General features: G+C 62.3%; 20 protein-coding genes. 9 read left to right on the forward strand and 11 right to left on the reverse strand.

The features are described 5' to 3' along the window. Positions 1-138: 138 nt before the first annotated feature. From NKH06_RS21435 to rpsF, 4 genes are all read right to left on the reverse strand, one after another. Positions 139-1443, reverse strand: coding sequence for a cyclopropane fatty acid synthase (locus NKH06_RS21435; RefSeq protein WP_128305695.1), 1305 nt, complete (start codon positions 1441-1443; stop codon positions 139-141). Between the two features lie 301 nt (positions 1444-1744). After that, a complete protein-coding gene (gene rplI / locus NKH06_RS21440) occupies positions 1745-2329 on the reverse strand; it encodes a 50S ribosomal protein L9 (protein ID WP_127289263.1) in 585 nt (194 codons plus the stop codon). Positions 2330-2549: 220 nt separating this feature from the next. Then, positions 2550-2798 (reverse strand): 30S ribosomal protein S18, encoded by a 249-nt coding sequence (gene rpsR, locus NKH06_RS21445; protein WP_006203718.1) that lies wholly within the window; start codon positions 2796-2798, stop codon positions 2550-2552. Then, positions 2798-3298, reverse strand: a complete 501-nt coding sequence (gene rpsF / locus NKH06_RS21450) for a 30S ribosomal protein S6 (protein WP_013532520.1) — start codon at positions 3296-3298, stop codon at positions 2798-2800. Before rpsF ends, rpsR begins: the two co-directional genes overlap by 1 nt. Before the next feature lie 455 nt (positions 3299-3753). Between rpsF and NKH06_RS21455 the strand changes: the two genes are divergently transcribed. After that, a complete protein-coding gene (locus NKH06_RS21455; RefSeq protein WP_352442173.1) occupies positions 3754-5412 on the forward strand; it encodes a pilus assembly protein TadG-related protein in 1659 nt (552 codons plus the stop codon). Between the two features lie 8 nt (positions 5413-5420). On the opposite strand, the gene NKH06_RS21460 is transcribed toward NKH06_RS21455, so the two are convergent. After that, entirely contained in the window at positions 5421-7352 is a 1932-nt protein-coding gene (locus tag NKH06_RS21460) for an LTA synthase family protein (RefSeq protein WP_352893903.1), read from the reverse strand. A 276-nt stretch (positions 7353-7628) separates the two neighbouring features. On the opposite strand from NKH06_RS21460, the gene fabD reads away from it, so the two are divergent. From fabD to gmk, 8 genes are all read left to right on the forward strand, one after another. Further along, complete coding sequence (fabD, locus tag NKH06_RS21465; protein ID WP_352442175.1) at positions 7629-8570, forward strand: ACP S-malonyltransferase; 942 nt, start codon at positions 7629-7631, stop codon at positions 8568-8570. A 65-nt stretch (positions 8571-8635) separates the two neighbouring features. Continuing rightward, complete coding sequence (gene relB / locus NKH06_RS21470) at positions 8636-8860, forward strand: type II toxin-antitoxin system RelB family antitoxin (protein ID WP_023813761.1); 225 nt, start codon at positions 8636-8638, stop codon at positions 8858-8860. A 30-nt stretch (positions 8861-8890) separates the two neighbouring features. Continuing rightward, positions 8891-9628, forward strand: coding sequence for a 3-oxoacyl-[acyl-carrier-protein] reductase (fabG, locus tag NKH06_RS21475; RefSeq protein ID WP_023813762.1), 738 nt, complete (start codon positions 8891-8893; stop codon positions 9626-9628). Positions 9629-9838: 210 nt separating this feature from the next. Next, positions 9839-10075 (forward strand): acyl carrier protein, encoded by a 237-nt coding sequence (locus NKH06_RS21480; RefSeq protein ID WP_006203723.1) that lies wholly within the window; start codon positions 9839-9841, stop codon positions 10073-10075. 34 nt (positions 10076-10109) lie between these two features. Further along, positions 10110-11372, forward strand: a complete 1263-nt coding sequence (gene fabF, locus NKH06_RS21485) for a beta-ketoacyl-ACP synthase II (RefSeq protein ID WP_127273339.1) — start codon at positions 10110-10112, stop codon at positions 11370-11372. 102 nt (positions 11373-11474) lie between these two features. Beyond that, positions 11475-12683 carry an endolytic transglycosylase MltG gene (mltG, locus tag NKH06_RS21490; protein ID WP_352609742.1) on the forward strand — a complete coding sequence of 403 codons (1209 nt, stop codon included), beginning with the start codon at positions 11475-11477 and terminating at the stop codon, positions 12681-12683. A 157-nt stretch (positions 12684-12840) separates the two neighbouring features. After that, positions 12841-13731 carry a YicC/YloC family endoribonuclease gene (locus tag NKH06_RS21495; RefSeq protein ID WP_023813765.1) on the forward strand — a complete coding sequence of 297 codons (891 nt, stop codon included), beginning with the start codon at positions 12841-12843 and terminating at the stop codon, positions 13729-13731. Between the two features lie 3 nt (positions 13732-13734). Continuing rightward, positions 13735-14391 (forward strand): guanylate kinase, encoded by a 657-nt coding sequence (gene gmk, locus NKH06_RS21500; protein WP_013532512.1) that lies wholly within the window; start codon positions 13735-13737, stop codon positions 14389-14391. Positions 14392-14438: 47 nt separating this feature from the next. Here the strand turns inward: gmk and rsmA are convergent, their stop codons facing one another. The 6 genes from rsmA to lptF all read right to left on the reverse strand — a co-directional run bounded on the left by rsmA (position 14439) and on the right by lptF (position 22064). Next, positions 14439-15272 carry a 16S rRNA (adenine(1518)-N(6)/adenine(1519)-N(6))-dimethyltransferase RsmA gene (gene rsmA / locus NKH06_RS21505; RefSeq protein ID WP_352893907.1) on the reverse strand — a complete coding sequence of 278 codons (834 nt, stop codon included), beginning with the start codon at positions 15270-15272 and terminating at the stop codon, positions 14439-14441. Positions 15273-15282: 10 nt separating this feature from the next. Further along, complete coding sequence (pdxA, locus tag NKH06_RS21510) at positions 15283-16311, reverse strand: 4-hydroxythreonine-4-phosphate dehydrogenase PdxA (protein ID WP_352893908.1); 1029 nt, start codon at positions 16309-16311, stop codon at positions 15283-15285. Position 16312: 1 nt separating this feature from the next. Then, entirely contained in the window at positions 16313-17242 is a 930-nt protein-coding gene (locus NKH06_RS21515) for a peptidylprolyl isomerase (RefSeq protein WP_128305687.1), read from the reverse strand. Positions 17243-17341: 99 nt separating this feature from the next. After that, a complete protein-coding gene (locus NKH06_RS21520; RefSeq protein WP_352893910.1) occupies positions 17342-19780 on the reverse strand; it encodes an LPS-assembly protein LptD in 2439 nt (812 codons plus the stop codon). Next, the gene (gene lptG / locus NKH06_RS21525) at positions 19780-20865 is read right to left on the reverse strand and encodes an LPS export ABC transporter permease LptG (RefSeq protein WP_352893987.1); all 1086 of its coding nucleotides are present in this window, start codon (positions 20863-20865) and stop codon (positions 19780-19782) included. Before lptG ends, NKH06_RS21520 begins: the two co-directional genes overlap by 1 nt. Beyond that, positions 20862-22064: an LPS export ABC transporter permease LptF gene (gene lptF / locus NKH06_RS21530; RefSeq protein WP_352893912.1), complete on the reverse strand. Its 1203-nt coding sequence runs from the start codon at positions 22062-22064 to the stop codon at positions 20862-20864. Before lptF ends, lptG begins: the two co-directional genes overlap by 4 nt. Positions 22065-22134: the final 70 nt, after the last annotated feature.

The raw sequence follows: 22134 nt of genomic DNA on the forward strand, positions 1-22134 counted from the left end.
TATCGACAACCGAGCGCTTGAAACTCTCGCTGTATTTGGACATGCAAAACCCCCGAAGGTTGTGTCCAACTTTCGGGGGTCAGTTAACGGTCACGGGACCTTTTTCAGTGCAGGCGCCGGCAATGGCAAGCGGCAATGCTATTCCTGGTCCGCAACCTTGCGGCGACGAGCTGGCTTGGCGGTCGGGCTCTTTTTGACGGGAGCCGTTTCACGATGCCCCATATCGCGTATCTCGAGCGCCTTTTCGCATTTGGCCATGTAGTCGCGCGACATAGGCAGCGTATCGTTCTTCTTGGTGATCTGGATCTGGAAGATGACCAGGTCCTGCCAGCGGAAGGCGGCTTCCGAGGCCGCCAGATAGAATTCCCACATGCGGCAGAAGCGCTCGTCATAGATCGCCTTGGCCTTGTCGCGGTTGGCAGCGAAGCGCTCGCCCCAGTGCTTCAGCGTATCGGCATAGTGGAGCCGCAGGATCTCGACGTCGGTGACGACCAGGCCCGACTTTTCGATCGCCGGCATGACTTCCGAGAGCGAAGGGATATAGCCGCCCGGGAAGATGTATTTGCGGATGAATGCGCTGGTCGCCCACGGCACGCCGGAACGACCGATCGTGTGCAACAGCATCACGCCATCGGGCTTGAGCAGCGTCGCGCTCTTGTCGAAGAACGTACGGTAGTGGTTGACGCCGACATGCTCGAACATGCCGACCGAGACGATGCGATCGAAACGCTCGTTGAGTTCGCGGTAGTCCTTGAGCTCGAAATGCACGCGGCTTTCCAGCCCTTGCGCGTGCGCCCGGTCGGTGGCGACGCCATGCTGCTCGGTCGACAGCGTCACGCCCTGCACGTCGACGTCGAACGCCTTGGCGAGGTAGAGGCCAAGCCCGCCCCAGCCGGAGCCGATGTCGAGCACCGTCTGGCCGGCTTTCAGCCGGAGCTTGGCGGCGATGTGGCGCTTCTTGGCGGCCTGCGCTTCGTCCAGCGTCATGTCCGGCTGCTCGAAATAGGCGCAGGAATACTGCATGTCCTGGTCGAGGAAGAGCCGGTAGAGGTCGCCCGACAAATCGTAGTGGCGCTGCACGTTGCGGCGCGAGCGCGAGGCGGTGTTGATCTGCTGCAGGCGGCGGAAGGCGTGGCGCAGCCCTTCGATGGCCTTCGACCAGGTGGCGTCGATGCCGCCGCTGCCCATGTTCTGGAAAGCGATGCGCATCACGCCCAGCACCCCGCCTTCGAGGATGTCGAGTTCGCCGTCCATGTAGGATTCCGGAACCGCCAACATTGGATCGAAGGTGATGGCGCGCTCGGCATGCGCCGTCTTGATATGCATGTGCACCGGTTCGCCGCTGCCGTCGCCGAAAACCACAGCCGAGCCCTTGGGGCCGGTCACCTTGAGATTGCCGGTGCGCACCAGGCGGTCGAGAACGCGCTTCAACAGAATATTCATGACCAAATGTCCCCTCTCGGCCAGACAGGCTGCCTTGGCGCGTGACCGCGAAAATCGGGATCGATTTCGCCGGGGGTCTTGCGCCGAACCAAAGTTGCACAGCGTGCTTTGCGCGGCCAAAGGACGCGCTACGCCATAGTCTGCAACAATATATAGGGGTTCGAAAAGTTCCATTTGGCACAAAAATGCCCGGGCGAGAGACCCGGGCATTGGTCCAGCATGGCTGGATGACGGCAAAGTGATCGGAGCTTGGCTTTAAGTCGTGATCAGCCCATGGCTCCAATCGTCTTGCGAAGTGTGATCAGGCGTTGTCTTCGCCGCCCTCGAACTCGGTGTTCGGATCGAAGAAGTTCTCCGGCCGGGCGTTGTCGTTGATGTCGTCGCCATAGATGGCTTCGGCGGTGGTCAGTGTCTCGCCTTTGGCCTGGCGCTCGGCTTCGTCGGCCGTGCGGGCGATGTTGAGCGTGACGGTGACCTCGACTTCCGGATGCAGCGCGATCGCCACATTGGTGACACCGATGGTCTTGATCGGCTGGTTGAGCAGGATCTGGTTGCGGTTGATCGAGAAACCTTCCGCCGTCAGCAGATCGGCGATGTCGCGGGTCGAAACGGAACCGTAAAGCTGCCCGGTTTCGCCGGCGGAGCGGACGGCGATGAAGCTCTTGCCGTCGAGCTTTTCGGCGATCTGGGCCGCTTCCGACTTGCGCTCGAGGTTACGGGCTTCGAGTTGGGCGCGCTGGCCTTCGAACTTCTTCTTGTTGGCTTCGTTGGCGCGCAGCGCCTTGCCCTGCGGCAGCAGGAAGTTACGGGCAAAGCCGTCCTTGACCTTGACGGTGTCGCCCATCTGGCCGAGGCGGGAAACGCGTTCGAGAAGAATGACGTCCATGGTTTTGTTCCTTCGGTTGGGCGCCAATCGATCGATGAGATCGACGCCGAATGTCTTGGAACAGGTCAGGAAGCTTGAGCGCCCGGGGGCGCTGGTGACGCTGTCCTGCCTGTCGCGGCAGTTAGAGGTCTTTGACCTCAACCCGGGATTTGATGTTCGACCCTGCGGCGCCCGTCGCCGTGGGAGAAGAGCGGGCGGCGAGCCGCCCGCATTGGCGCTATTAACGAACCACGTAGGGCAGCAGGCCGAGGAAGCGGGCGCGCTTGATCGCCTTGGCGAGTTCGCGCTGCTTCTTCTGGCTGACGGCGGTGATGCGCGACGGCACGATCTTGCCGCGCTCCGAAATGTAGCGCTGCAGCAGACGCACGTCCTTGTAGTCGATCTTGGGCGCGTTGGCGCCGGAGAACGGGCAGGTCTTGCGGCGGCGATGGAACGGGCGCCGGGTCGGGATCTGATTGATGTCGACCATTATTCTGCACCCCCTTCAAAGCCTTCGCGCGGACGGCGCGGGCCACGATCGGCACCAGCGTCGCCGAACGAGCGCGGCGGACGATCGCCACGGTCGCCGCGATCACGATCGCCGAACGAGCGCGGACCACGATCGCCACGGTCGCGGTCGCCGAAGCCGCCGCGTTCCGAGCGCTCTTCGCGCTTCTGCATCATGGCCGACGGGCCTTCCTCATGCGCCTCGACCTTGATGGTCAGGAAACGCAGCACGTCTTCGGACAGGCCCATCTGGCGCTCCATCTCGTTGAGCGCGGCCGCCGGGCAATTCAGGTCCATCAGCGTGTAGTAAGCCTTCCGGTTCTTGTTGACCCGGTAGGTGAGGGACTTCAGTCCCCAGTTCTCGACCCGGCCGACGGACCCGCCATTCGCGGAGATGACACCCTTGTACTGTTCGACAAGCGCATCGACCTGCTGCTGCGAGAGGTCCTGCCGGGCAAGAAACACATGTTCGTAAAGAGCCATTATGTCTTATGCCTTTCTTCGTTTCTCTCCCGGTTCCCGGCGGCAAAAGCCTCTGCAACTTCTCGGACCCGCAAACCCTCGAAGGGGCAGGGGGAAGAAAGGAGCATGACGAGACGGTCGAGAGCGGAGACACGGGAGGCGGAAGCACTTCCGGCTTCACACGAAGGTTTTCGAAAAGACCTCCGGCCCTCCGTTCAGCCCCCAGCAAGGACCGGCAGATTGCGGGCGTCTATACAGCAATCCGACCGTAAAGCAAGGGCAAGCGGCATTCCCGTGTGTCCCACGTGACGATCGGGGAGCAGCAACGGCGGAAGTTGTGGTTTCCGGGAACCACGTCTTAACCACACTAGAAGGTTGTGTGGAGTTGAAGCCCAGCCGTCAACGGTCGATTCATCATGGAAGGCGCAAAAGCCCGGACGACCGCACAAAAGCGGCAAGCATTTCCGGGGGTAAGGATGCTTCTCGACAAATTCTGGCGCTCGAAGAGCGGCAATTTCACGCTTGTGCTGGCACTGGGTTTGCCGGTCATCCTGACAGCAGTCGCTTTCGCAACCGATGTTTCGACCCTTATGCGGGCCAAGAGCAATTTGCAAAACGCTCTCGATTCGGCAAACCTTGCTTCCTCGCACCTTGGCGATCTCGACATCACCCGCAATGACGCTTTCAACCGCTATTTCCAGGCCAACATCGTCGGTCATGGCGAGCTCGGCAATGCGCAGGCGACGTTGACTGTCGACAAGGGCGTCAACTTCGTCAAGACAAAGGCGGTTGCCTCGGCGGACGTCAATCTCAACTTCGCCTTCCTGTTCGGCGACAGCAAGCGCATCGTCGTCGATGCCTCGGCGGTCGAATCGAACAACCAGCTCGAAGTCGTGCTGGTGCTGGACAACACCGGCTCGATGGCCGGCGCGCGCATGACGGCGTTGAGGACGGCGACAAAATCGTTGCTCGACACGCTCGAAGCGGCGAAATCGCCGACGCGCAAGATCCGCGCCTCGCTGGTTCCTTTCGTAACCGCTGTCAACGTCAATGGCGACGGCTTCGATCCGTCCTGGATCGACATGGACGGCAAGTCCTCGACCAACGGCGTCAATTTTCCCGTCATCGACGGCAAGCGACCGAACCACATGGCGCTTTTCAAACAGCTCAAGAAGACCGGATGGACCGATGCCGGATGGAATGGCACCGGATGGAAGGGTTGTGTCGAGGCGCGGCCAGGCGCTTACAATATCTCCGACACGCCACCCGACACGGCCAAGCCCGACACGCTGTTCGTGCCGTACTTTGCGCCGGACGATCCCGAAGACGCCCAAAAGCCGTCTGGCGCCTATGGCAATTCGGACAAATACTACAACAACTCCTACCTCAACGATGTCAGCGACAAAACCAGGCTTGCCCAGTCGGGCATCAACATTCTGGGCATCGATCTCAGCAACCTGCTCGGCAACCTCATCGACCTTTTGTCACCCGATGACAGGGCTGCCAGGGAAAAGATCGCCAAATATGTTGCGCCCGCCAAGGAACTCATCACCGAGACCGGCTCTCCCATCACTATCGGCCCGAACCGTGCGTGTCCGACCCCGGTGGTCGCCCTGACCGACGATTTCGACAAGCTGCGCAAGGCAGCCAGTCAGATGACCGAGTGGAACGGTTCGGGCACCAATGTCTCCGAGGGCCTGTCATGGGGTATGCGGGTGCTGTCGCCCGCCGCGCCCTACACCGATGGAGCGCCGTGGAAGACGCCCGGCATCAGCAAGATCGTGCTGTTGCTCACCGACGGTGAGAACGTCGTCTATGGCGCCAGCCAACAGCCGACGAAGTCTGACTACACATCATATGGCTATCTGGCCGGCGGTCGTTTCGGATCGGATAACCAGACGACGGCGGCACGCAACGTCGATGGCTGGACCAAAAGCGTCTGCACCCAATTGAAGGACCAGGGCGTGCAGATCTACACCATGGTGCTGCAGTCCGACACCGCAGCCAACCGTGCGCTTTACAGCGCCTGCGCCTCTGATCCGAGCGGCTATTATGCAGTCAACGATCCGACCAAATTGCCGGACGTCTTCCAGCAGATTGCCAACAAGTTCTCAAAGCTGCAATTGACGAACTAAAGGCGGTCTCAACTCGTATGGGCGGCGACAATCTTGTCGACCGTTTCGGGGAAGAAGTCGGGTGCCGCGTGGCGTTTGCCGAACATCATATCGTACTGCAGCAGGCGGAAATCGCGGATCGCCGGATCGATCTCCTTTTGTCGCGCCCAATCGGGCGTGGCCTCGCCAGCCGGCGTCAGCAGCAGATTGCGGTCGACGACACGGTAGCGTTCGCTCATCGCACCCAGGAAACCGGTGTAGTAGGGATGAGTGATGCCCGCCGTCTTCAGGATATGATAGGGTAGGAAGGCCGGGCTGACGGCGCCCACGTCTTCAACCGGCCCGGTGCGGTTCGACCAGATGACCAGCGGCGTCTCGTGGTGTTCGAGGGCGGCCTCGGGCGACGCTTCCTTGCGCGGCGCGACATTGTCCTTGAGGAAGCCGGTTTCGACGTAGACCGGCCCCAGCGGCGGCAGATGATCGCCGAAGAAGGCGATCACGGTGGGACGGGAGCGTTTCTTCGCCCATTCGACCAGGCGTTCAAGGCCGCGATCCGCATCGGCTGAACCCTCGGCATAGCTAAGCAGCGATTCGCGCGCCCATTGGCTGATCGGCGCCTTCACCGTGTGCGTCGGATTGTAATAGCGGTTCGGCTCGTAAGGACCGTGGTTTTGCAGGCTGACGGCAAAGAAGAACACTGGCTCGTCGCTGGCGTCGGCCTCGCTGATGATCTCGTCGGTCATCGCCGCGTCCGATGCCAGCGGCCCGCGCTTTTGCATGGGCGGCAGCGTCTCTTCCGACTTGAAGTCGTTGAAGCCGAAATCGGCGTAGACCGCGCCACGGTTCCAGAACCAGTTGGTGCCGGGATGGATGGCGCGCGCCCGGTAACCCTGGCTCTTGAGGAAGGTTGCCAGCGAAGGCGTCGGCGTGCGCACATATTGCTGATAGGGGATGCTGCCGGCCGGCAGGAAGGCGTTGGAAAAGCCGGTCAGGGCCTCGAACTCGATGTTGGCGGTCATGCCGCCGAATTCCGGCGAGAACATCGAGCCCGAGCGCAGCGCCCGCACGTTGGGGATCGGATCGGGCGTGATGGTGACGCCGGGCAGCTTGGTCGGATCCCAGAAGGATTCGCTCATGACGATGATGATGTCGGGCTTCTCGGCCGGCACCGAGGCGGTTACATCAGGTCTGCCGATCGCCGCGATCGCTTTGTCGGTATAGCCTGGCGGCGCCGAGACATGCGCCATCGGCACATTGAGAGCGAAGGCCAGCGCAAAACCGTTGGAGGCATAGTTTTCCTTCTGGTCCCACATGATCGGGATGATCTGCAGCCGGTCCCTGGTCCAGGAGAAGGTGGCGTAGTCCATGATCGAAACGAAGAAGGCGAGCAGCGGCACGGCCAGCGTCAGCCGGGCAAGGCGGCCCTTGCGGCTGAGCGCGGGAACCTTGCGGCGCCACAGCCGCCAGCCGTAGACGAGCAGTGACAGGCCGGCGACGATGCCGACGACCATGGCGAGCGCGGTCATCGGCCGGTCGCGCACCAAAAGCGGCAGCAGCGCGAAGATCTGGCGGGCATAGAGGAAATCGGTGGGATAGAGCGGATCGCCGAGATAATGCGACTTCTGGTGGCCGACGAAGGCAAGGGATAGCGTCAGCGGCGCGACGATCATCAGGCTCTGATGGCTGCGGCCGAGCACCGCATCGAGGCCGATCAGGATCAGCGCGAAGACGACGATGGTGGTCCAGCCGGGCTTCAGCGGCTGCAGGAAGAAGGAGACGGTGCCAGCAAAATCGCCGCGCACGATCAGTTCGATCGCAAACACCAGGACGGCCGCGATCGCCAGGCTGACAAGCCCATAGCGCACGACCGGCCATCTCCTGCCCGGCAGATAGCCGGTGGAGGGGTCGTCTTCCAGGAACTGTGGCGCGGGCTTGCCGGCGCGTTTGTAACTCTTTGCCACTTAAACTTCCCCACCCAGCGACAAACACGTCACTCGATTGTCATGGAATTGTCACGCAAAGCTAGCGCCTGTGGCCAAAATAAGAAGAGCCAGCAAACGAATCGTGAGCGGTTTTCATCAGGAGTGATCGCCAAAAAGCCTTTCGGAACAGGCACTCGGCGGATGAGGCGGCCGTCGGGCAGGGTCGAACCGGGCTTGACTTGGCGCCCCGCCATGCCTCACAGGCAAGAAAAACCCGTCTTCAGGCAAGCAAAACCAGCCCTTGGGAGCCCTCGCATGGCCGTCGCATTCACCTTTCCCGGACAAGGCAGCCAGGCGGTCGGCATGGGCAAGGATCTCGCCGACGCCTTCCCCGAAGCGCGCAGGGTCTTCCAGGAAGTCGACGACGCACTTGGTGAGAACTTGTCGAAGCTGATCTGGGAAGGGCCGGAAGAGGCGTTGACGCTGACCGCAAACGCGCAGCCGGCACTGATGGCGGTGTCCCTGGCCGTGGTCCGGGCGCTGGAATCGCGCGGCTTCTCGCTGAAAGGCAAGGTCACCTATGTCGCCGGTCATTCGCTGGGCGAATATTCGGCGTTGGCCGCTGCTGGCTTCGTTTCGGTTGCCGATGCCGCCCGGTTGCTGCGCATACGCGGCAATGCCATGCAGGCGGCGGTGCCGGCCGGCGAGGGCGCCATGGCGGCGATCATCGGATTGGAACAGGCCGATGTCGAAGCAGCCTGCACCGAGGCATCCAAAGGGTCGGTCTGTCAGATCGCCAACGACAATGGCGGCGGTCAGCTGGTTATTTCCGGAACCAAGGCTGCGGTCGAACTGGCGGCGAAACTGTGCACGGAAAAGGGCGCCAAGCGAGCGCTGATGCTGCAGGTTTCCGCGCCTTTCCACTCCGCGCTGATGGCGCCCGCGGCCGACGTCATGCGGGAAGCCCTGGCCGGCGTGACAAAGAATTCGCCGGTGGTTCCCGTCCTATCCAATGTCACGGTTAGCCCGACCAGCGATCCGGACGAGATCGCCCGCCGCCTGGTCGAACAGATAACCGGCCGCGTGCGTTGGCGCGAGACGGTGGAGTGGTTCGGCGCGAACGGCATCACCACGCTTTACGAAATCGGCGCCGGCAAGGTGCTTTCAGGATTGGCGCGGCGCATCAACCGCGACATTGCCACCGCGTCGGTCGGCTCCGCGGCTGAGGTCGAGGCGGCGTTGGCGGCGCTTGGTTGAACGGCTTGACTTGAATTCGCTGATGCGCGGCCACATGAATACGTGCATCGCAACTAAGGTGCGGCATGTCCACATCGATCCGTCTTTCTCCTGAGATCAGGCTGCGCCTGGATGTTCTCGCGTCCAAGACTGGGCGCAGCAAAGCCTATCATATGCGTGAGTTCATTGAGCGCGGCCTTGAGGACGTAGAAGACTACTACCTTGCCGCCGAGGTGCTGGCACGGATCAGGAGCGGCGAGGAAGGTATTATGAAAGGCGACGACTTCTGGGGCTGTGATGTCTACAGATAACCGTTATCCGGTTTGAGAGAAGGAAAAGACATGTTCGAATTGACTGGCCGCAAGGCGCTCGTCACCGGCGCATCGGGAGGCATCGGTGAGGCGATCGCCAGGATGCTGCATGCGCAGGGCGCGATCGTCGGCCTGCATGGCACCCGCGTCGAGAAACTGGAAGCGCTGGCTAGCGAGCTTGGCGACCGGGTCAAGCTGTTCCCGGCCAACCTGTCGAACCGTGACGAGGTCAAGGCGCTCGGCCAGAAAGCCGAGGCCGATCTCGAAGGCGTCGACATCCTGGTCAACAATGCCGGCATCACCAAGGACGGGCTGTTCGTGCGCATGTCGGATGCCGACTGGGACACCGTGCTCGAAGTCAACCTGACCGCCGTGTTCAGGCTGACCCGCGAACTCACCCATCCGATGATGCGCCGCCGCCATGGCCGCATCATCAACATCACCTCGGTGGTCGGCGTCACCGGCAATCCCGGCCAGACCAATTATTGCGCCTCAAAGGCCGGCATGATCGGCTTTTCCAAATCGCTGGCACAGGAGATCGCCACCCGCAACATCACCGTCAACTGCGTCGCCCCGGGCTTCATCGAATCGGCGATGACCGACAAGCTCAACGACAAGCAGAAAGAGGCGATCATGGCGGCGATCCCCACGCGGCGCATGGGCACCAGCGTTGAAGTCGCGTCCGCCGTCGCTTATCTCGCCTCCAACGAAGCCGCCTACGTCACCGGCCAGACCATCCACGTGAATGGCGGCATGGCGATGATCTAACGAGGTTCGGCAGCAACGCCGGCGGGTTGTGAAAAGAGACCATTTCGGCTTGGACCTCAGCTATTTTTCGTGTAATGCGGCCCGCAACCCGGCGGTTCGGGCAAAAACCGGTCCGTAGTCGTTGCGTTTCCGGCAGGACCATCTTTCAGCTTGATTAGCGGCATTCTGCCCGCTAACGAAGACAGACAAACAAAAGACGAGGATGCCCAAATGAGTGACACCGCAGAGCGCGTCAAGAAGATCGTCATCGAGCACCTTGGCGTCGATGCCGACAAAGTGACGGAGCAGGCGAGCTTCATCGATGATCTGGGCGCCGACAGCCTCGACACGGTCGAACTCGTCATGGCGTTCGAAGAAGAATTCGGCGTCGAGATTCCCGACGATGCGGCTGAGACCATCCTGACCGTTGGCGATGCCGTGAAGTACATCGACAAGGCTTCGGCCTGACGCTTTCCGCAGTCATCACCGGGGAGGACCTGCGATGAGGCGTGTCGTCGTCACGGGCCTTGGGTTGCTGTCGCCGTTCGGCATGGGCTTCGAGCACAGCTGGAAGGAACTTCTGACCGGCCGCAGCGCTGCCAAGCGCATCACTGAGTTCGAGGTGGAGGATCTTGCCTGCAAGATCGCCCACGTCATTCCGCGTGGTGACGGCAGCAATGCCACCTTCAATCCGGAGGCCGTGCTCGAGCCGAAGGAACTGCGCAAGATCGGCGACTTCATCCTGTATGGGATTGCCGCCGCCGACGAGGCGCTGAAGGATTCCGGCTGGGAACCCAAGACGCATGAAGAGCGGTGTGCCACCGGCGTCCTGATCGGCTCCGGCATCGGCGGCATCGAGGGCATCGCCGAGAACGCGATGATCCTCAAGGAGCGCGGCCCTCGCCGCATCAGCCCTTTCTTCATCCCGGGCCAGATCATCAATCTCGTCTCCGGGCAGGTTTCGATCCGGCACGGGCTGAAAGGCCCGAACCATGCCGTCGTCACGGCCTGTTCGACCGGCGCGCACGCTATTGGCGATGCTGCCCGGTTGATCATGTGGGGCGATGCCGACGTGATGGTCGCCGGTGGCGCCGAAGCGCCGGTGACGCGGCTGTCGATCGCCGGCTTTGCCGCATGCCGGGCACTGTCGACGGAACGCAATGATTCGCCGCAAACGGCGTCGCGACCCTATGATCGCGACCGCGACGGCTTCGTCATGGGCGAGGGCGCCGGCGTTGTCGTGCTCGAGGAGCTCGAACATGCCAGGGCGCGCGGCGCCAAGATCTATGCCGAGGTGACGGGTTATGGTCTCACCGGCGATGCGCATCACATCACCGCGCCCGCCGAGGATGGCGATGGCGCCTTCCGTTGCATGACGGCGGCACTGAACCGGGCCAAGTTGACGCCGGCCGATGTCGACTACATCAACGCGCACGGCACCTCGACCATGGCCGACACGATTGAGCTCGGTGCCGTCGAGCGGCTTGTCGGCAATGCCGCATCGAAGATTTCGATGTCGTCAACCAAGTCGTCGATCGGCCATCTGCTTGGAGCGGCGGGTGCCGCCGAAGCGATCTTCTCTATCCTTGCCATCAGAGACAATGTCGCGCCGCCGACCATCAACCTCGATAACCCGGAACGCGAAACCGCGATCGATCTGGTGCCGAACAAGCCGCGTGCCCGCCAGATCGACGTGGCGCTGTCCAATTCCTTCGGCTTTGGCGGGACCAACGCGTCGCTGGTCTTCCAGCGCTACAATGGCTGATCGTCAGGCTGCCGGGCGGCGCTTTGGCGTGCCGTCAATTTTGCCATATTCGCCCCTACTCTGCCGCTGGGGATTCGTTGGGCGATCAAACGGTAGGGCGAAATGAACACAAATCCGGCAGGCAACGGAGAATTCGGGCAACGGCCGCCGACATCCGGCCCGATCGTGCCGAAAACGGCCAGCGAGGCGTTGCGGCCGGAGGCTGGCACGCCGCCGCCGAAGCGCTCGCGTGCGTCACGCAGCCAGGTCGTCGTGTTCATGAACTTCGTCATCTCCTCGGTGATGCTGGTGGTTCTGGCGGCTGGCGTCGCGGTCTATTTCGGCAAGCAGGAATTCACCGAACCCGGACCTTCGGCTAATGGCGACACCTTCCTGGTCAAGCCGAACACCGGCGTCCAGGATATCGCCGACCAGCTCGAACGCCGCGGACTGATCAGCGACGCCCGGGTATTCCGTCTTGGCGTGCGGGCCTTCGGCAATGATTCCGCGCTGAAAGCCGGCGAGTACGAGATCAAGCCCAGGGCTTCCATGCGCGATATCATGGAGCTTTTGAAGAGCGGCAAGTCGGTGATGTATTCGCTGACCATTCCTGAGGGACTGACGGTCGACCAGGCATTGCAGCGCATCGCCGAGGAGACTGCGTTGAGCGGCGACATGCCGGCAACCACGCCGCCGGAGGGCAGCCTCGCCACCGACACGCTGCGCTTCACGCGCGGCGCGACACGCCAGCAGATGGTCGACAAGCTGCTGGCGGATCAGAAGAAGCTGGTCGACGATGTCTGGGAGCGGCGCGCGCCTGACCTGCCGCTGGCCAACGTCGAGGAGTTCGTCACGCTGGCCTCGATCGTCGAGAAGGAGACGGGCAAGGGTGACGAGCGTTCGCGAGTTGCCGCCGTCTTCCTGAACCGGCTTGCCAAGGGCATGCGCCTGCAATCCGATCCGACCATCATCTATGGGCTGTTCGGCGGCAAGGGAAAGCCGGCGGACCGGCCGATCTACCAGTCGGATATCCAGAAACAGACTCCCTACAACACCTATGTGATCAATGGCTTGCCGCCGACGCCGATCGCCAATCCGGGTCGTGCAGCGCTGGAGGCGGTGGCCAATCCGTCGAAGACCGCCGACCTCTATTTCGTTGCCGACGGCACCGGCGGGCACGTCTTTGCCGCGACGCTGGACGAGCACAACGAGAATGTCGCCCGCTATCGCGCGTTGCTGAAGAAGCAGGCCGATGATGCCGCCAAAGCCGCCAAGACGACTGGCACCGGCGACAGCGATGCCAGCGGCGGTGACGCGGGCGCTGCCCAGTAAATGAAGAAAGGCGTTGCCCGACAGGCAGCGCCCTGACATTTGGAAGAGCGCCGCGCGTCCGATTTCGACGCCTGCGGCGCAGTCTTTTTTTCAAGCCGCACTCGTTCCTGTCCGGAAAGCCGGTTCAGGGGCGATGTGCCAGGGACGTGTGGGCGATATGAATTTGCAGAGCATGACCGGTTTTGCACGTGCCGTCGCCGAGCACGAAGGCACCTCGATCGCCTGGGAGGTCAAGTCCGTCAACGGCAAGAGCGTCGAGGTACGGCTGCGGCTGCCGCAAGGCTTCGAACGGTTGGAACCTGCTGTCCGGCAGATACTTCAGAAACGTTTTGCACGCGGCAATTTCCAGGCGACGCTGACCATCGGCCGTGCCGTTGGCGCGCAGGCGCAGCCGGTCGTCAACGAAGCCTTCCTGAAGGACCTTGCTGGGCTCGCCAAACGGCTGCAGGAGCAATTCGGCGTTGCTGCGGCGACGTCAGATGGATTGCTTTCGCTGCGCGGCGTGCTCGACATTCCTGAAACCGTCGAAACCGAGGAGGCGAGGGCCGCGCTCGATGCCGCGATCATGGTCGCGCTCGAAGTGGCCTTGAACGGGCTCGAACAGGCACGTCAGGGCGAAGGAGCCGCGCTGGCTTTGCTGTTGTCGGGTCATATCGACACGATCGAGGTGCTGACGCTGCGGGCAGAAGTGGATCCATCCCGCGAGACGACGGTGATTCGCGAACGCATCGCCGAGCAGGTCAGGCTGCTGATGGACGCTTCCGCCAATCTGGATGCCACCCGACTGCACATGGAGGCGGCGTTCCTGGCCACCAAAGCCGATATTCGCGAAGAGATCGACCGGCTGAAAACGCATGTCGCGTCCGGCCGGGCTCTGCTGCTGGGCGGCGGTGCGGTCGGTCGCAAGCTCGATTTTCTGGCACAGGAATTTAACCGCGAATCGAATACGCTGTGTTCCAAATCGAATGCCGCAGCCGTCACCGCGATCGGCCTGGACCTGAAGGCGGTGGTCGACCAATTTCGTGAACAGATCCAGAATCTGGAGTAGCCGATGGTTGCCAAGGATTTGGGGTCCCGCATTCGCCGCCGGGGCCTGATGCTCGTCCTGTCGTCGCCATCCGGCGCCGGCAAGTCGACGATCGCGCGCAATCTTCTGGAAAGCGATTCCAGCCTCGAACTGTCGGTCTCGGTCACCACCAGGCCGCGCCGCGGAAGCGAGATCGAAGGCGTCCACTATCATTTTCGGACGATGCGCGAATTCGAGCGGCTTCGTGATTCCGACGCACTGCTGGAGTGGGCCGAGGTGCATGGCAATTGCTATGCGACACCGCGCGAACCGGCCGAACTGGCGCTGTCCGAGGGGCGCGACATGCTGTTCGACATCGACTGGCAAGGTGCCCAGCAGCTCAAGGAGAAGATGCGCGCCGACATTGTCTCGATCTTCATCCTGCCGCCATCGATGAAGGAGTTGAAGGCGCGGCTGAAACGTCGCGCTGAAGACCAGGAGGCGGTGATCGAGACGCGGCTGAAAAACGCCCGCAACGAGATCGAGCACTGGAAGGAATATGATTTCGTCATCGTCAATGACGACCTTGACCGCGCCTTCGCCGAAGTGCGCGGTATTGTCGTCGCCGAGCGGCTAAGACGCGACCGCCGGCCAGGCCTGTTCGATTTCGTCTCTGGACTGTTGGACGAGAAGACTGGCTGAGGCGGTGAAGCGCCAATCTCCCCCACGAGGGGGAGATCGGCAGCTTCTTACACCGCATTGGTCAGCCGCACGAACTCCTCGACGCTGAGCGTTTCGGCGCGGCGTGTCGGATCGATGCCGGCGCGTTCGAGCAGGGTCTCGCCGCCGAGGCTTTTCACGCTCTGCCGCAGCATCTTGCGACGTTGGCCGAAGGCGGCTTCTGTGACGCGGCCGAGTTTCTTCACCTCGGCGGACAGAGGAGTCGGGCGCGGCACCAGATGCACCACCGAGGAGGTGACCTTTGGCGGCGGCGTGAATGCCTGTGGCGGTACGTCGAAGGCGATCCTCGCCTCCGTCCGCCAGCCGGCAAGAACCCCCAGCCGGCCATAGCTGTCGCTGCCGGCGGGCGCGACGATGCGCTCGGCCACCTCGCGCTGGAACATCAAAGTCATCGAGGTGTAGAAAGGCGGCCAGTCGCTGACCGTCAGCCAGCGCACCAGCAGCTCCGTGCCGATGTTGTAGGGCAGGTTGGCCACGATCTTTACCGAGCCCCCGGTCGCTCGACGGGCAAGGCCTGCGAAATCCGTCTTCAGCGCGTCGCCGGAAACAACCTCCAGCCGGCCGGGATAATGATCGGACACTTCGGCAAGAGCAGCCAGGCAACGTTCGTCGCGCTCTATGGCGATCACATGGCGCGCTCCATTGGCAAGCAAGGCGCGGGTCAGCCCGCCGGGGCCAGGACCGACCTCGATCACTGTTGCATCGGACAAGTCGCCGGCGGTGCGCGCGATCTTGCCGGTGAGGTTGAGGTCGAGCAGAAAATTCTGGCCGAGCGCCTTCTTCGCCTGCAACCCATGACGCTCGATCACCTCGCGAAGCGGCGGCAGCCCGTCGATGCTCATGCCCGAGGTCTCATACGGCGATTGCCTTCGTGTTCGTGTCGGCCAGCCGCCGGGCAAGCTTCAGCGCCGCTATCAAGCTGTCGGGCCGCGCCACACCCTTGCCGGAGATGTCGAAGGCCGTGCCGTGGTCGGGCGAGGTGCGGATGAAGGGCAGGCCGAGCGTGACATTGACCGCCTCGTCGAAAGCCAGCGCCTTGGCCGGGATCAGCGCCTGGTCGTGATACATGCAAAGGGCCGCGTCGTAGCCCGCCCGCGCCCGGACATGGAACAACGTGTCGGCCGGCAAAGGGCCGAAAGCGTCGATGCCTTCGGCACGCAGGATGTCGACCGCCGGGCGCACGATCAGCTCGTCCTCGAGGCCCATGGCGCCGCCTTCGCCGGCATGCGGGTTGAGCCCGGCAATGGCCAGCCTCGGCTTGGCGATGCCGAAGCGGCCGGTGAGGTCGGCAGCGGTGATGCGCGCGGTGGCGACGATCAGTTCGGTGGTCAGTGCCTTCGGCACCTCGGCCAGCGCGATGTGGATGGTGACGGGAACGGTGCGCAGGTCGGGTCCTGCCAGCATCATCACAGGCATCGCCTCGACGCCGCTGTGCCGGGCCGCCAGATGCGCCAGATATTCGGTGTGGCCGGGAAAGCGAAAGCCCGCATCGTAGAGCGGCTTCTTGGCGATGGGGCAGGTGACCACGGCCGAGGCTTCGCCGGCAAGGCAATCGGCGACGGCGCGGTCGATGGCCTCGATGGTGGCGGCCGCATTGGCCGGATCCGGCCGGCCGGGGCTGTCGATGCAGCCGGCGGCTAGCGGAACGATCGGCAAGGCGCGGGCAAAGACCTGCGCCGCTTGCGCTGATGTCGTTTCGACGACCGGCAGCGAAATGCCGAGCAGGCGCGCCCGGGAGGCGATCAGCGCCGGATCGGCGAGCAGGTAGAAGGGGGGCAGGGCGGCAGCTTCGCGCGCCATAAAGGCGGCGATGGCGATCTCCGGCCCAATGCCGGACGGATCGCCGGCGCTCAACGCGAGCGCAGTCACTGCGTTGCTCACGTCAGCGCTTAACGATGCGGGCTTTTGCCTTCAGCTCGTCGACATATTTTTTGCTGAGCGCGTCGGCATCCTTGTCGCCGCCGGAGCCTTCGGCCTGGAACGCCATCTGCGCGACCTTGTCGTCGGACACTTCGCGCGACGAGCAGATGCCGATGAATTCGACGCCGCGCTCGGTTTCGCGCGTGGCGGTGGCACCGCCGACTTTGGTAGCCTTGATCTGCTCGGCCCAGTCCGGCGGCAGCTGCGGCGCGAGCACCCGGCCCAGATCGCGAACGGTGACGTCGATCAAGCCCTTGGCGAATTCGCGCGTCGTTTTGCAGCCGTTGAAGCGGGCGCGCATGGCGTCGGCCTCGCGCTTGCGTTTGCCCAGCGTCGCGCTGCGTTCAGTCGCCGGCACCACGAAGATGACCTGCTGCAGCATGTATTCGGTGGCGCTCGGTTTGGCGCCGCCTTTTTCGAGCATCTTCCTTACCAGATCCTGCTCGCTGACGGCACCTGTGCCGTCGCCGGAACGGTAGCGCGCGCTCAAGGCCTGGTTCCAAGCCATCTGGGCGCGGATGAATTCCTTGAAGTGGCTCTTGGTGACGCCTGACTTCTCCATGACGCCGTCAAGCTGGCTGAGCTGCATCTTGTTGCTTGAGGCAAAGCGCTGATACGCCGCCTCGACCTGTGCGTCGCTGATGCGGATGCCAAGCCGCTTGGCCTCGGCCATACGCAGCGTCTGGTCGATCATTTCCTGGCCGGCATCGCCCTTCTTGCGCTGCAGCTTCAGGAAGGCGGCGCGATGGGCGATGTCGCCGCTGGTGACCGGAACGTCGTTGACGACGTATTTGATCTCGCTGGCGAAAGCCGGCGGCGTCATTGCGGTGATCGACACGGACGTCGCCGCCACGAGCAACGCTAAACCTGCTGAAAAGAGGTATTTCCTCATCGTTGGTATCCCAATTCTATCCCGGTCCCGCCCAATTTCATCTTTCCAGGTGCGCGAAATCCGTGCCAGCCCTATGCGGCGAAACGATGTCGCCGATTGTTACTGGATCGTGTCGATGGCACTGGTCGACGAGCCGAATTCGCCGAGGGTGCGGAACGACAGATTGAAGCCGATGGTCTGCGACACCTCCCTGGTGTTCAGATCGCGCGACTGCGAGTAGGTCATCAGATAAGTGAAGCAGGAATCGTTGTAGGCGAAGCCGACGCCGTCCTTGACCAGCAGGCTTTGCTGCAGGTCGTAGGTTCCTGTGCCGAAGACGCGCCAGTTTTCGGCCAGATGCGTGGATGCACCAAGTGTGACTTCGTGACGGTCTTCCGTGAAACCGTACAGCGGCTGGGCCTGGATGAAGGCGTATTTGGCGCTCAGCGACACAGGCAGGCCGGAATAGGCGGCCTTCACCTCGGCACGGCGGACCTCGAAACTCTGTTCGTCGAAACGGCCGCTGACCGAGGCCGCGAAGCCGTTGGGGCTGTTGATGCCGAACAGGCCGACATAGTCGGACTTGGTCGTGCCGAGGCCGGAATTGGCGCCGACATTGACCAGATCCGGCGCGGCAAAGGAGTTCTCGCCGCCGATCTGATAGGATTGGCCGAAAATCGCATTGGTGCCCCAGCCATTGTTGTACGAGCCGGAATAGCGGAAGCCGACATTGGCGCGCGAACCGCCTTCGACGCGGTCGTAACCGGAGAACTTGTCGCGCTCGAACAAGGTGGTCGCGTCGAAGACCATGCTTTGGGCGTCTTCGTTGGGCACTGAGAGGCCGCCGACATATTGCTCGTTCGGACGCATGAAGACCTGCGCCATTGGCTCGATGACATGGCTGGACCCGCTGGCCATGGAAAACAGCACCGGCCAACGCATCTCGAGGCCCGCGGTTGCCATGTAACGGGCAAATGACGAGCGCATATCGTCCTGCTCGCCCAAATGCGTTGCCATTCGGTCGATGGCGTCTAGCGAAGCCGACGATGCGTTGAGGTAGTCCACATCGCCCTGCAGCGCGAGCAACGGCGTTAGCACCAGTCCGTCATCTGTGACGAAACTCCGCTTCCACTCGGCCTCGGCGGTGAGACGGCCCGATTCGCCTTCGATGCCGCGGACGCGCTGCGTCGGAGTGAGGGCATTGTAGGGCTGGACGAAGGTCTCATCGACATCGTCGCGGCGGATGACACGCGCGTTGACATTGAGGGACAGCTGGCCGCCGGCCACCGAGGCATCAGGAATATAGGCGTAATCGAGCGACGGCAGCACCCACGGCTGTTGTCCGCTTCGCGCAGAGATATTGTCGTCAGGCGTATCTTCCTGCACATCGAAATGCATGGCGCGCACGTCGAAATAGTTGCGGCCGTTGAGACCCGTCAAGTAGACCGACGACTGGTGGACGCTGCTATTGTACTTGTCGATGCCGTAGGTGTTCGAGAAGTTCTTGTCGGTCTGCAGCAGCACGTCCCAGCCGAAGTTCCAGCGTGAGTTGATGGCGAACTGCCCCTGGGTACCCATCATGCCGCGGAATTTGTTGGGATCGCCGGCGCTGCCCGAATTGACGTTGTGGCCAGAGCTGGATGGGAAGGCAGTGGTGTCGAGGAAGGCGTCGGGATTCTGCTGGTGTATCCCGGCGATCTTCAAGCTGTACTCGCCATTGTCGAAGCGCTGACGCCACTCGGCCTCACCGAGGAAACCCTGCCTGGTATAGCCGGTGCCGGTGACGGTCAGGTCGTAGGTCGGCGCCAATGCGAGATAATAGGGGACTTTCACGCCGACGCCGAGATCGCTCTTGTAGATGATGCTCGGGATCAGGAAGCCGCTCTTGCGCTTCACCGTCGGGTCGGCAATCTCGAATGCAGGCAGATAGGCAAGCGGAAAACCGAAGAACTCGAAATTCGCATTCTCGAAGCGAACCGTCTTCTTCTCGCCGTTCCAGATGATCTTCTTGGCCTTGACGCGCCAGGTCGGCGCTTTGTCCGGCTTATCCTCGCACGGCTCGCAGGCGGTGTAGACGCCATTGTGGAAGGTGGTCAGCACGCCGCCCATGCGTTCGGCGCTTTCGGCGGCGAAATAGGCCTTGTCGATGGTCTCGACCCGCAACGCGTTGACGAAGCCGTCGGCGAAGTCATCGGTGATGTCGATATGTTGCGAATTGATCTTGGTGCCGTCGCTGTTGATGACTTCGACGTTGCCGCTCGCGACCATCCGCTTGGTGTTGCGGTTGTATTCGACGCGCTGGGCGACAAGGCGATTGCCACCATAGTCGATCTGCACACCGCCGACGGCGGTCACGGTCTGGTTGTCGTTGTTGTAGACCAGCGTATCGGCCGCCAGCAGCATTTGCGAGCCGGCCGGAACCGATGTCGCCATGTCGCCGACGTCCTGCGCAAGCGCCGGTGCCGGAACGGCGTAGGCAAGCACGCACGCCAAGGCGGTCGCCGCATAGAGGCGCGCCAAACCGGCCTGCCTGTTGCTGGGCAAAAACGCCTCCCTCACTAGCCGTCTTCCTTGTATAGCAGGAAAGTCACCCCGAAGAACATAGCCACCATGACCGGTACCCAGGCGGCTACGACAGTCGGCACGAATCCCGCCACGCCGAATGCCTTCACCAGCACCGAAACGACATAAAGCAGAAAGCCAGCGATGATGCCACCCAGAATCATCGTCGCCGACTGTCCCATCCTAGCAAATTGCATTGAAACCGTTGCCGCGATCAGCGTCATGGCGACGAGAAGGAACGGCAACGCCACGAGCGAATCAAACTGCATGGCAAAGGCATTTGCCTTGAGGCCGAAGGAGCGGGCAACCTCGACCTTTCCGGGCAGGTCGTAGAACGGGATGGTTTCGGGGCGCGCCAGCCGCTCTTGCACGAATTCGGGCTTCAGATTGGTCGGTACGCGATCGGTTGCCGATGCCTGGATCGTGCCGTTCTGGAACGTCTTGACGTCCTGCAATTCCCAATAGCCGTCGCGCAGGAAGGCACGGGCGGCGTCCTTGCGCTCGACGATGTTGCCTTGCGGGTCGAGAATGAAAAATACGACATCGGCCATTTCCAGGCCCTGGTTCAGGATGGCCCGCGCACCGATGATGGTGTCCCCCGAACTGGTTTTCTGCCGGATCCAGGGCGCGGCATCGGCCGAGACCGTATTCGATTTGCCGGAACGCAGCTGGGTTTCGATCTGCTCGGACCAGGAGAATGCGTGCGCGGCGAGCGGATTGATGACGCCAACCGACAGGACGCCGAACAGCAAGGCTCCGACACAGCAGGGCAAGAGGAACTGCCAGGCGGAAACACCGGCGGAACGCGCGATGACCAGCTCGTAGCGCCGGTTCAGCGATACCAGCGTCGCCATCGCCGAGAAGAGACCGACGAACGGCACCGTCTGCAGCATGATCATCGGCATACGGAGGCCTGAAATGGCTACCGCCGTGCCGTAGGTGAAGCCGGGCAGGCCGGTGGTGCGTCCGGACAGCTCGGTGAAATCGATCAGGAACACCAATGCCAGGAGGCCGATGAAGAACCAGATGGTGATCGTCACATAGCGGAAAAAGAAATAGCGGCCCAGTGTCCAGCCCATCAGCCGACCCCTTGGCCTGATGCGCAGCGCCTGGACAAACGCAATTTGAAAGCATTCCAGCTGTCAGCGATGCGCGTGGCGAAGTTTGTCATCCAGTCCGCCCAGGTCACAGGCAGTTCCAGTGTCCGGTTGGAGACGATGAACCAGATCGCCACCGCAGAAGCCACGATCGGCACGCCATAGACCATATACGCATATTGCGGGACCTCATCCGCTTTGCTGGCGGCAAAAAAGCCCAGCCAACGCACGAACAGCGATATCGTGATCGCCGTGATCAGCGGATTGACGCGCGCCTCGCGGTGCGAGCGCGCATCCCCGGCGACCGCAAGCGCGATCAGCGCGAAAACCATGGAATAGGTCCATTCCGAGAACCGCTGGTTGACTTCGGCCCGGTATTCGTAGGGGTTCTGCTGATAATACTTGTCGTTGGCGCCCGGGTTGAGCAGGTACTGCGTCGTCTGGTCCTTGGGCAGGAGCGTCACCGCCGAAGCCGCCGCCATGAAGGCCGACATGTCGAAGGCATAGGAGGTGAAGCGGATGACGGAGAGATCGCCGGTCAGCGTTTTGCGATGGATGACGCCGTCATTCATCATCAGCACCTTTTCACCGCCGCGTTCGATGATGCTTCCGGTCTTGGCGTAGTAGACGAGGTTGACGCCTTCTTCGCGCGAATCGGCGACGAAAATGCCACCCAGCCGATTGTTGGGAAGGCGCTCGCCGATCTGCAGGAACAACCCGTCGTCAATCTTGCGGAAGGTGCCTTCCTGGATGATCAGCGACAACAGATCCGCGCGCGACGACGCCACCAGGGCCCGGTTCTTCTGCCGTGCGTAAGGGTCGATGCCGTTGTCGACGGCAAAGGAAAAAACGGCGGCGGCGAGCGCCAGCAACATGATCGGCCGCACGATCGTCCAGCGCGAGGCCCCCGCGGCGTTGACGACGGCGAGTTCGGAATCCGAATTCATGACACTGAGTGTCTGTGCGACCGCTACCACCAGCGCGAAAGGCACCACGATCGGGATGATGGACGGAAGGATGAGGGCGGCGACTTCGAAGAAGGTGAGCGCCGACTGGCCGCTGTCGGTGACCAGGTCGATCTTTGCCAGCACCTGCGTCGTCCATACGATCGCCAGCGTCCACACAAGTGCGGCCATGAAGACCACGAAAGCGCGGCGCATGATGTAGCGTTCAACGACCTTCATGAAGGCTTTTCTCGATTTTTTCGAACGGCATCATGCCACCGAACAAGGTAGCTGTCCGGCAGCGCCTGCA

The organism is Mesorhizobium sp. M1342, from assembly GCF_040317955.1.
Taxonomy (GTDB): Bacteria; Pseudomonadota; Alphaproteobacteria; order Rhizobiales; family Rhizobiaceae; genus Mesorhizobium.

What these genes read in the sequence shown, in the direction of transcription:
- NKH06_RS21435 (WP_128305695.1), bottom strand. Translation starts at nt 1,443, where the DNA reads ATGAATATTCTGTTGAAGCGCGTTCTCGACCGCCTGGTGCGCACCGGC.
- rplI (WP_127289263.1), bottom strand. Translation starts at nt 2,329, where the DNA reads ATGGACGTCATTCTTCTCGAACGCGTTTCCCGCCTCGGCCAGATGGGC.
- rpsR (WP_006203718.1), bottom strand. Translation starts at nt 2,798, where the DNA reads ATGGTCGACATCAATCAGATCCCGACCCGGCGCCCGTTCCATCGCCGC.
- rpsF (WP_013532520.1), bottom strand. Translation starts at nt 3,298, where the DNA reads ATGGCTCTTTACGAACATGTGTTTCTTGCCCGGCAGGACCTCTCGCAG.
- NKH06_RS21455 (WP_352442173.1), top strand. Translation starts at nt 3,754, where the DNA reads ATGCTTCTCGACAAATTCTGGCGCTCGAAGAGCGGCAATTTCACGCTT.
- fabD (WP_352442175.1), top strand. Translation starts at nt 7,629, where the DNA reads ATGGCCGTCGCATTCACCTTTCCCGGACAAGGCAGCCAGGCGGTCGGC.
- relB (WP_023813761.1), top strand. Translation starts at nt 8,636, where the DNA reads ATGTCCACATCGATCCGTCTTTCTCCTGAGATCAGGCTGCGCCTGGAT.
- fabG (WP_023813762.1), top strand. Translation starts at nt 8,891, where the DNA reads ATGTTCGAATTGACTGGCCGCAAGGCGCTCGTCACCGGCGCATCGGGA.
- NKH06_RS21480 (WP_006203723.1), top strand. Translation starts at nt 9,839, where the DNA reads ATGAGTGACACCGCAGAGCGCGTCAAGAAGATCGTCATCGAGCACCTT.
- fabF (WP_127273339.1), top strand. Translation starts at nt 10,110, where the DNA reads ATGAGGCGTGTCGTCGTCACGGGCCTTGGGTTGCTGTCGCCGTTCGGC.
- mltG (WP_352609742.1), top strand. Translation starts at nt 11,475, where the DNA reads ATGAACACAAATCCGGCAGGCAACGGAGAATTCGGGCAACGGCCGCCG.
- NKH06_RS21495 (WP_023813765.1), top strand. Translation starts at nt 12,841, where the DNA reads ATGAATTTGCAGAGCATGACCGGTTTTGCACGTGCCGTCGCCGAGCAC.
- gmk (WP_013532512.1), top strand. Translation starts at nt 13,735, where the DNA reads ATGGTTGCCAAGGATTTGGGGTCCCGCATTCGCCGCCGGGGCCTGATG.
- rsmA (WP_352893907.1), bottom strand. Translation starts at nt 15,272, where the DNA reads ATGAGCATCGACGGGCTGCCGCCGCTTCGCGAGGTGATCGAGCGTCAT.
- NKH06_RS21515 (WP_128305687.1), bottom strand. Translation starts at nt 17,242, where the DNA reads ATGAGGAAATACCTCTTTTCAGCAGGTTTAGCGTTGCTCGTGGCGGCG.
- lptF (WP_352893912.1), bottom strand. Translation starts at nt 22,064, where the DNA reads ATGAAGGTCGTTGAACGCTACATCATGCGCCGCGCTTTCGTGGTCTTC.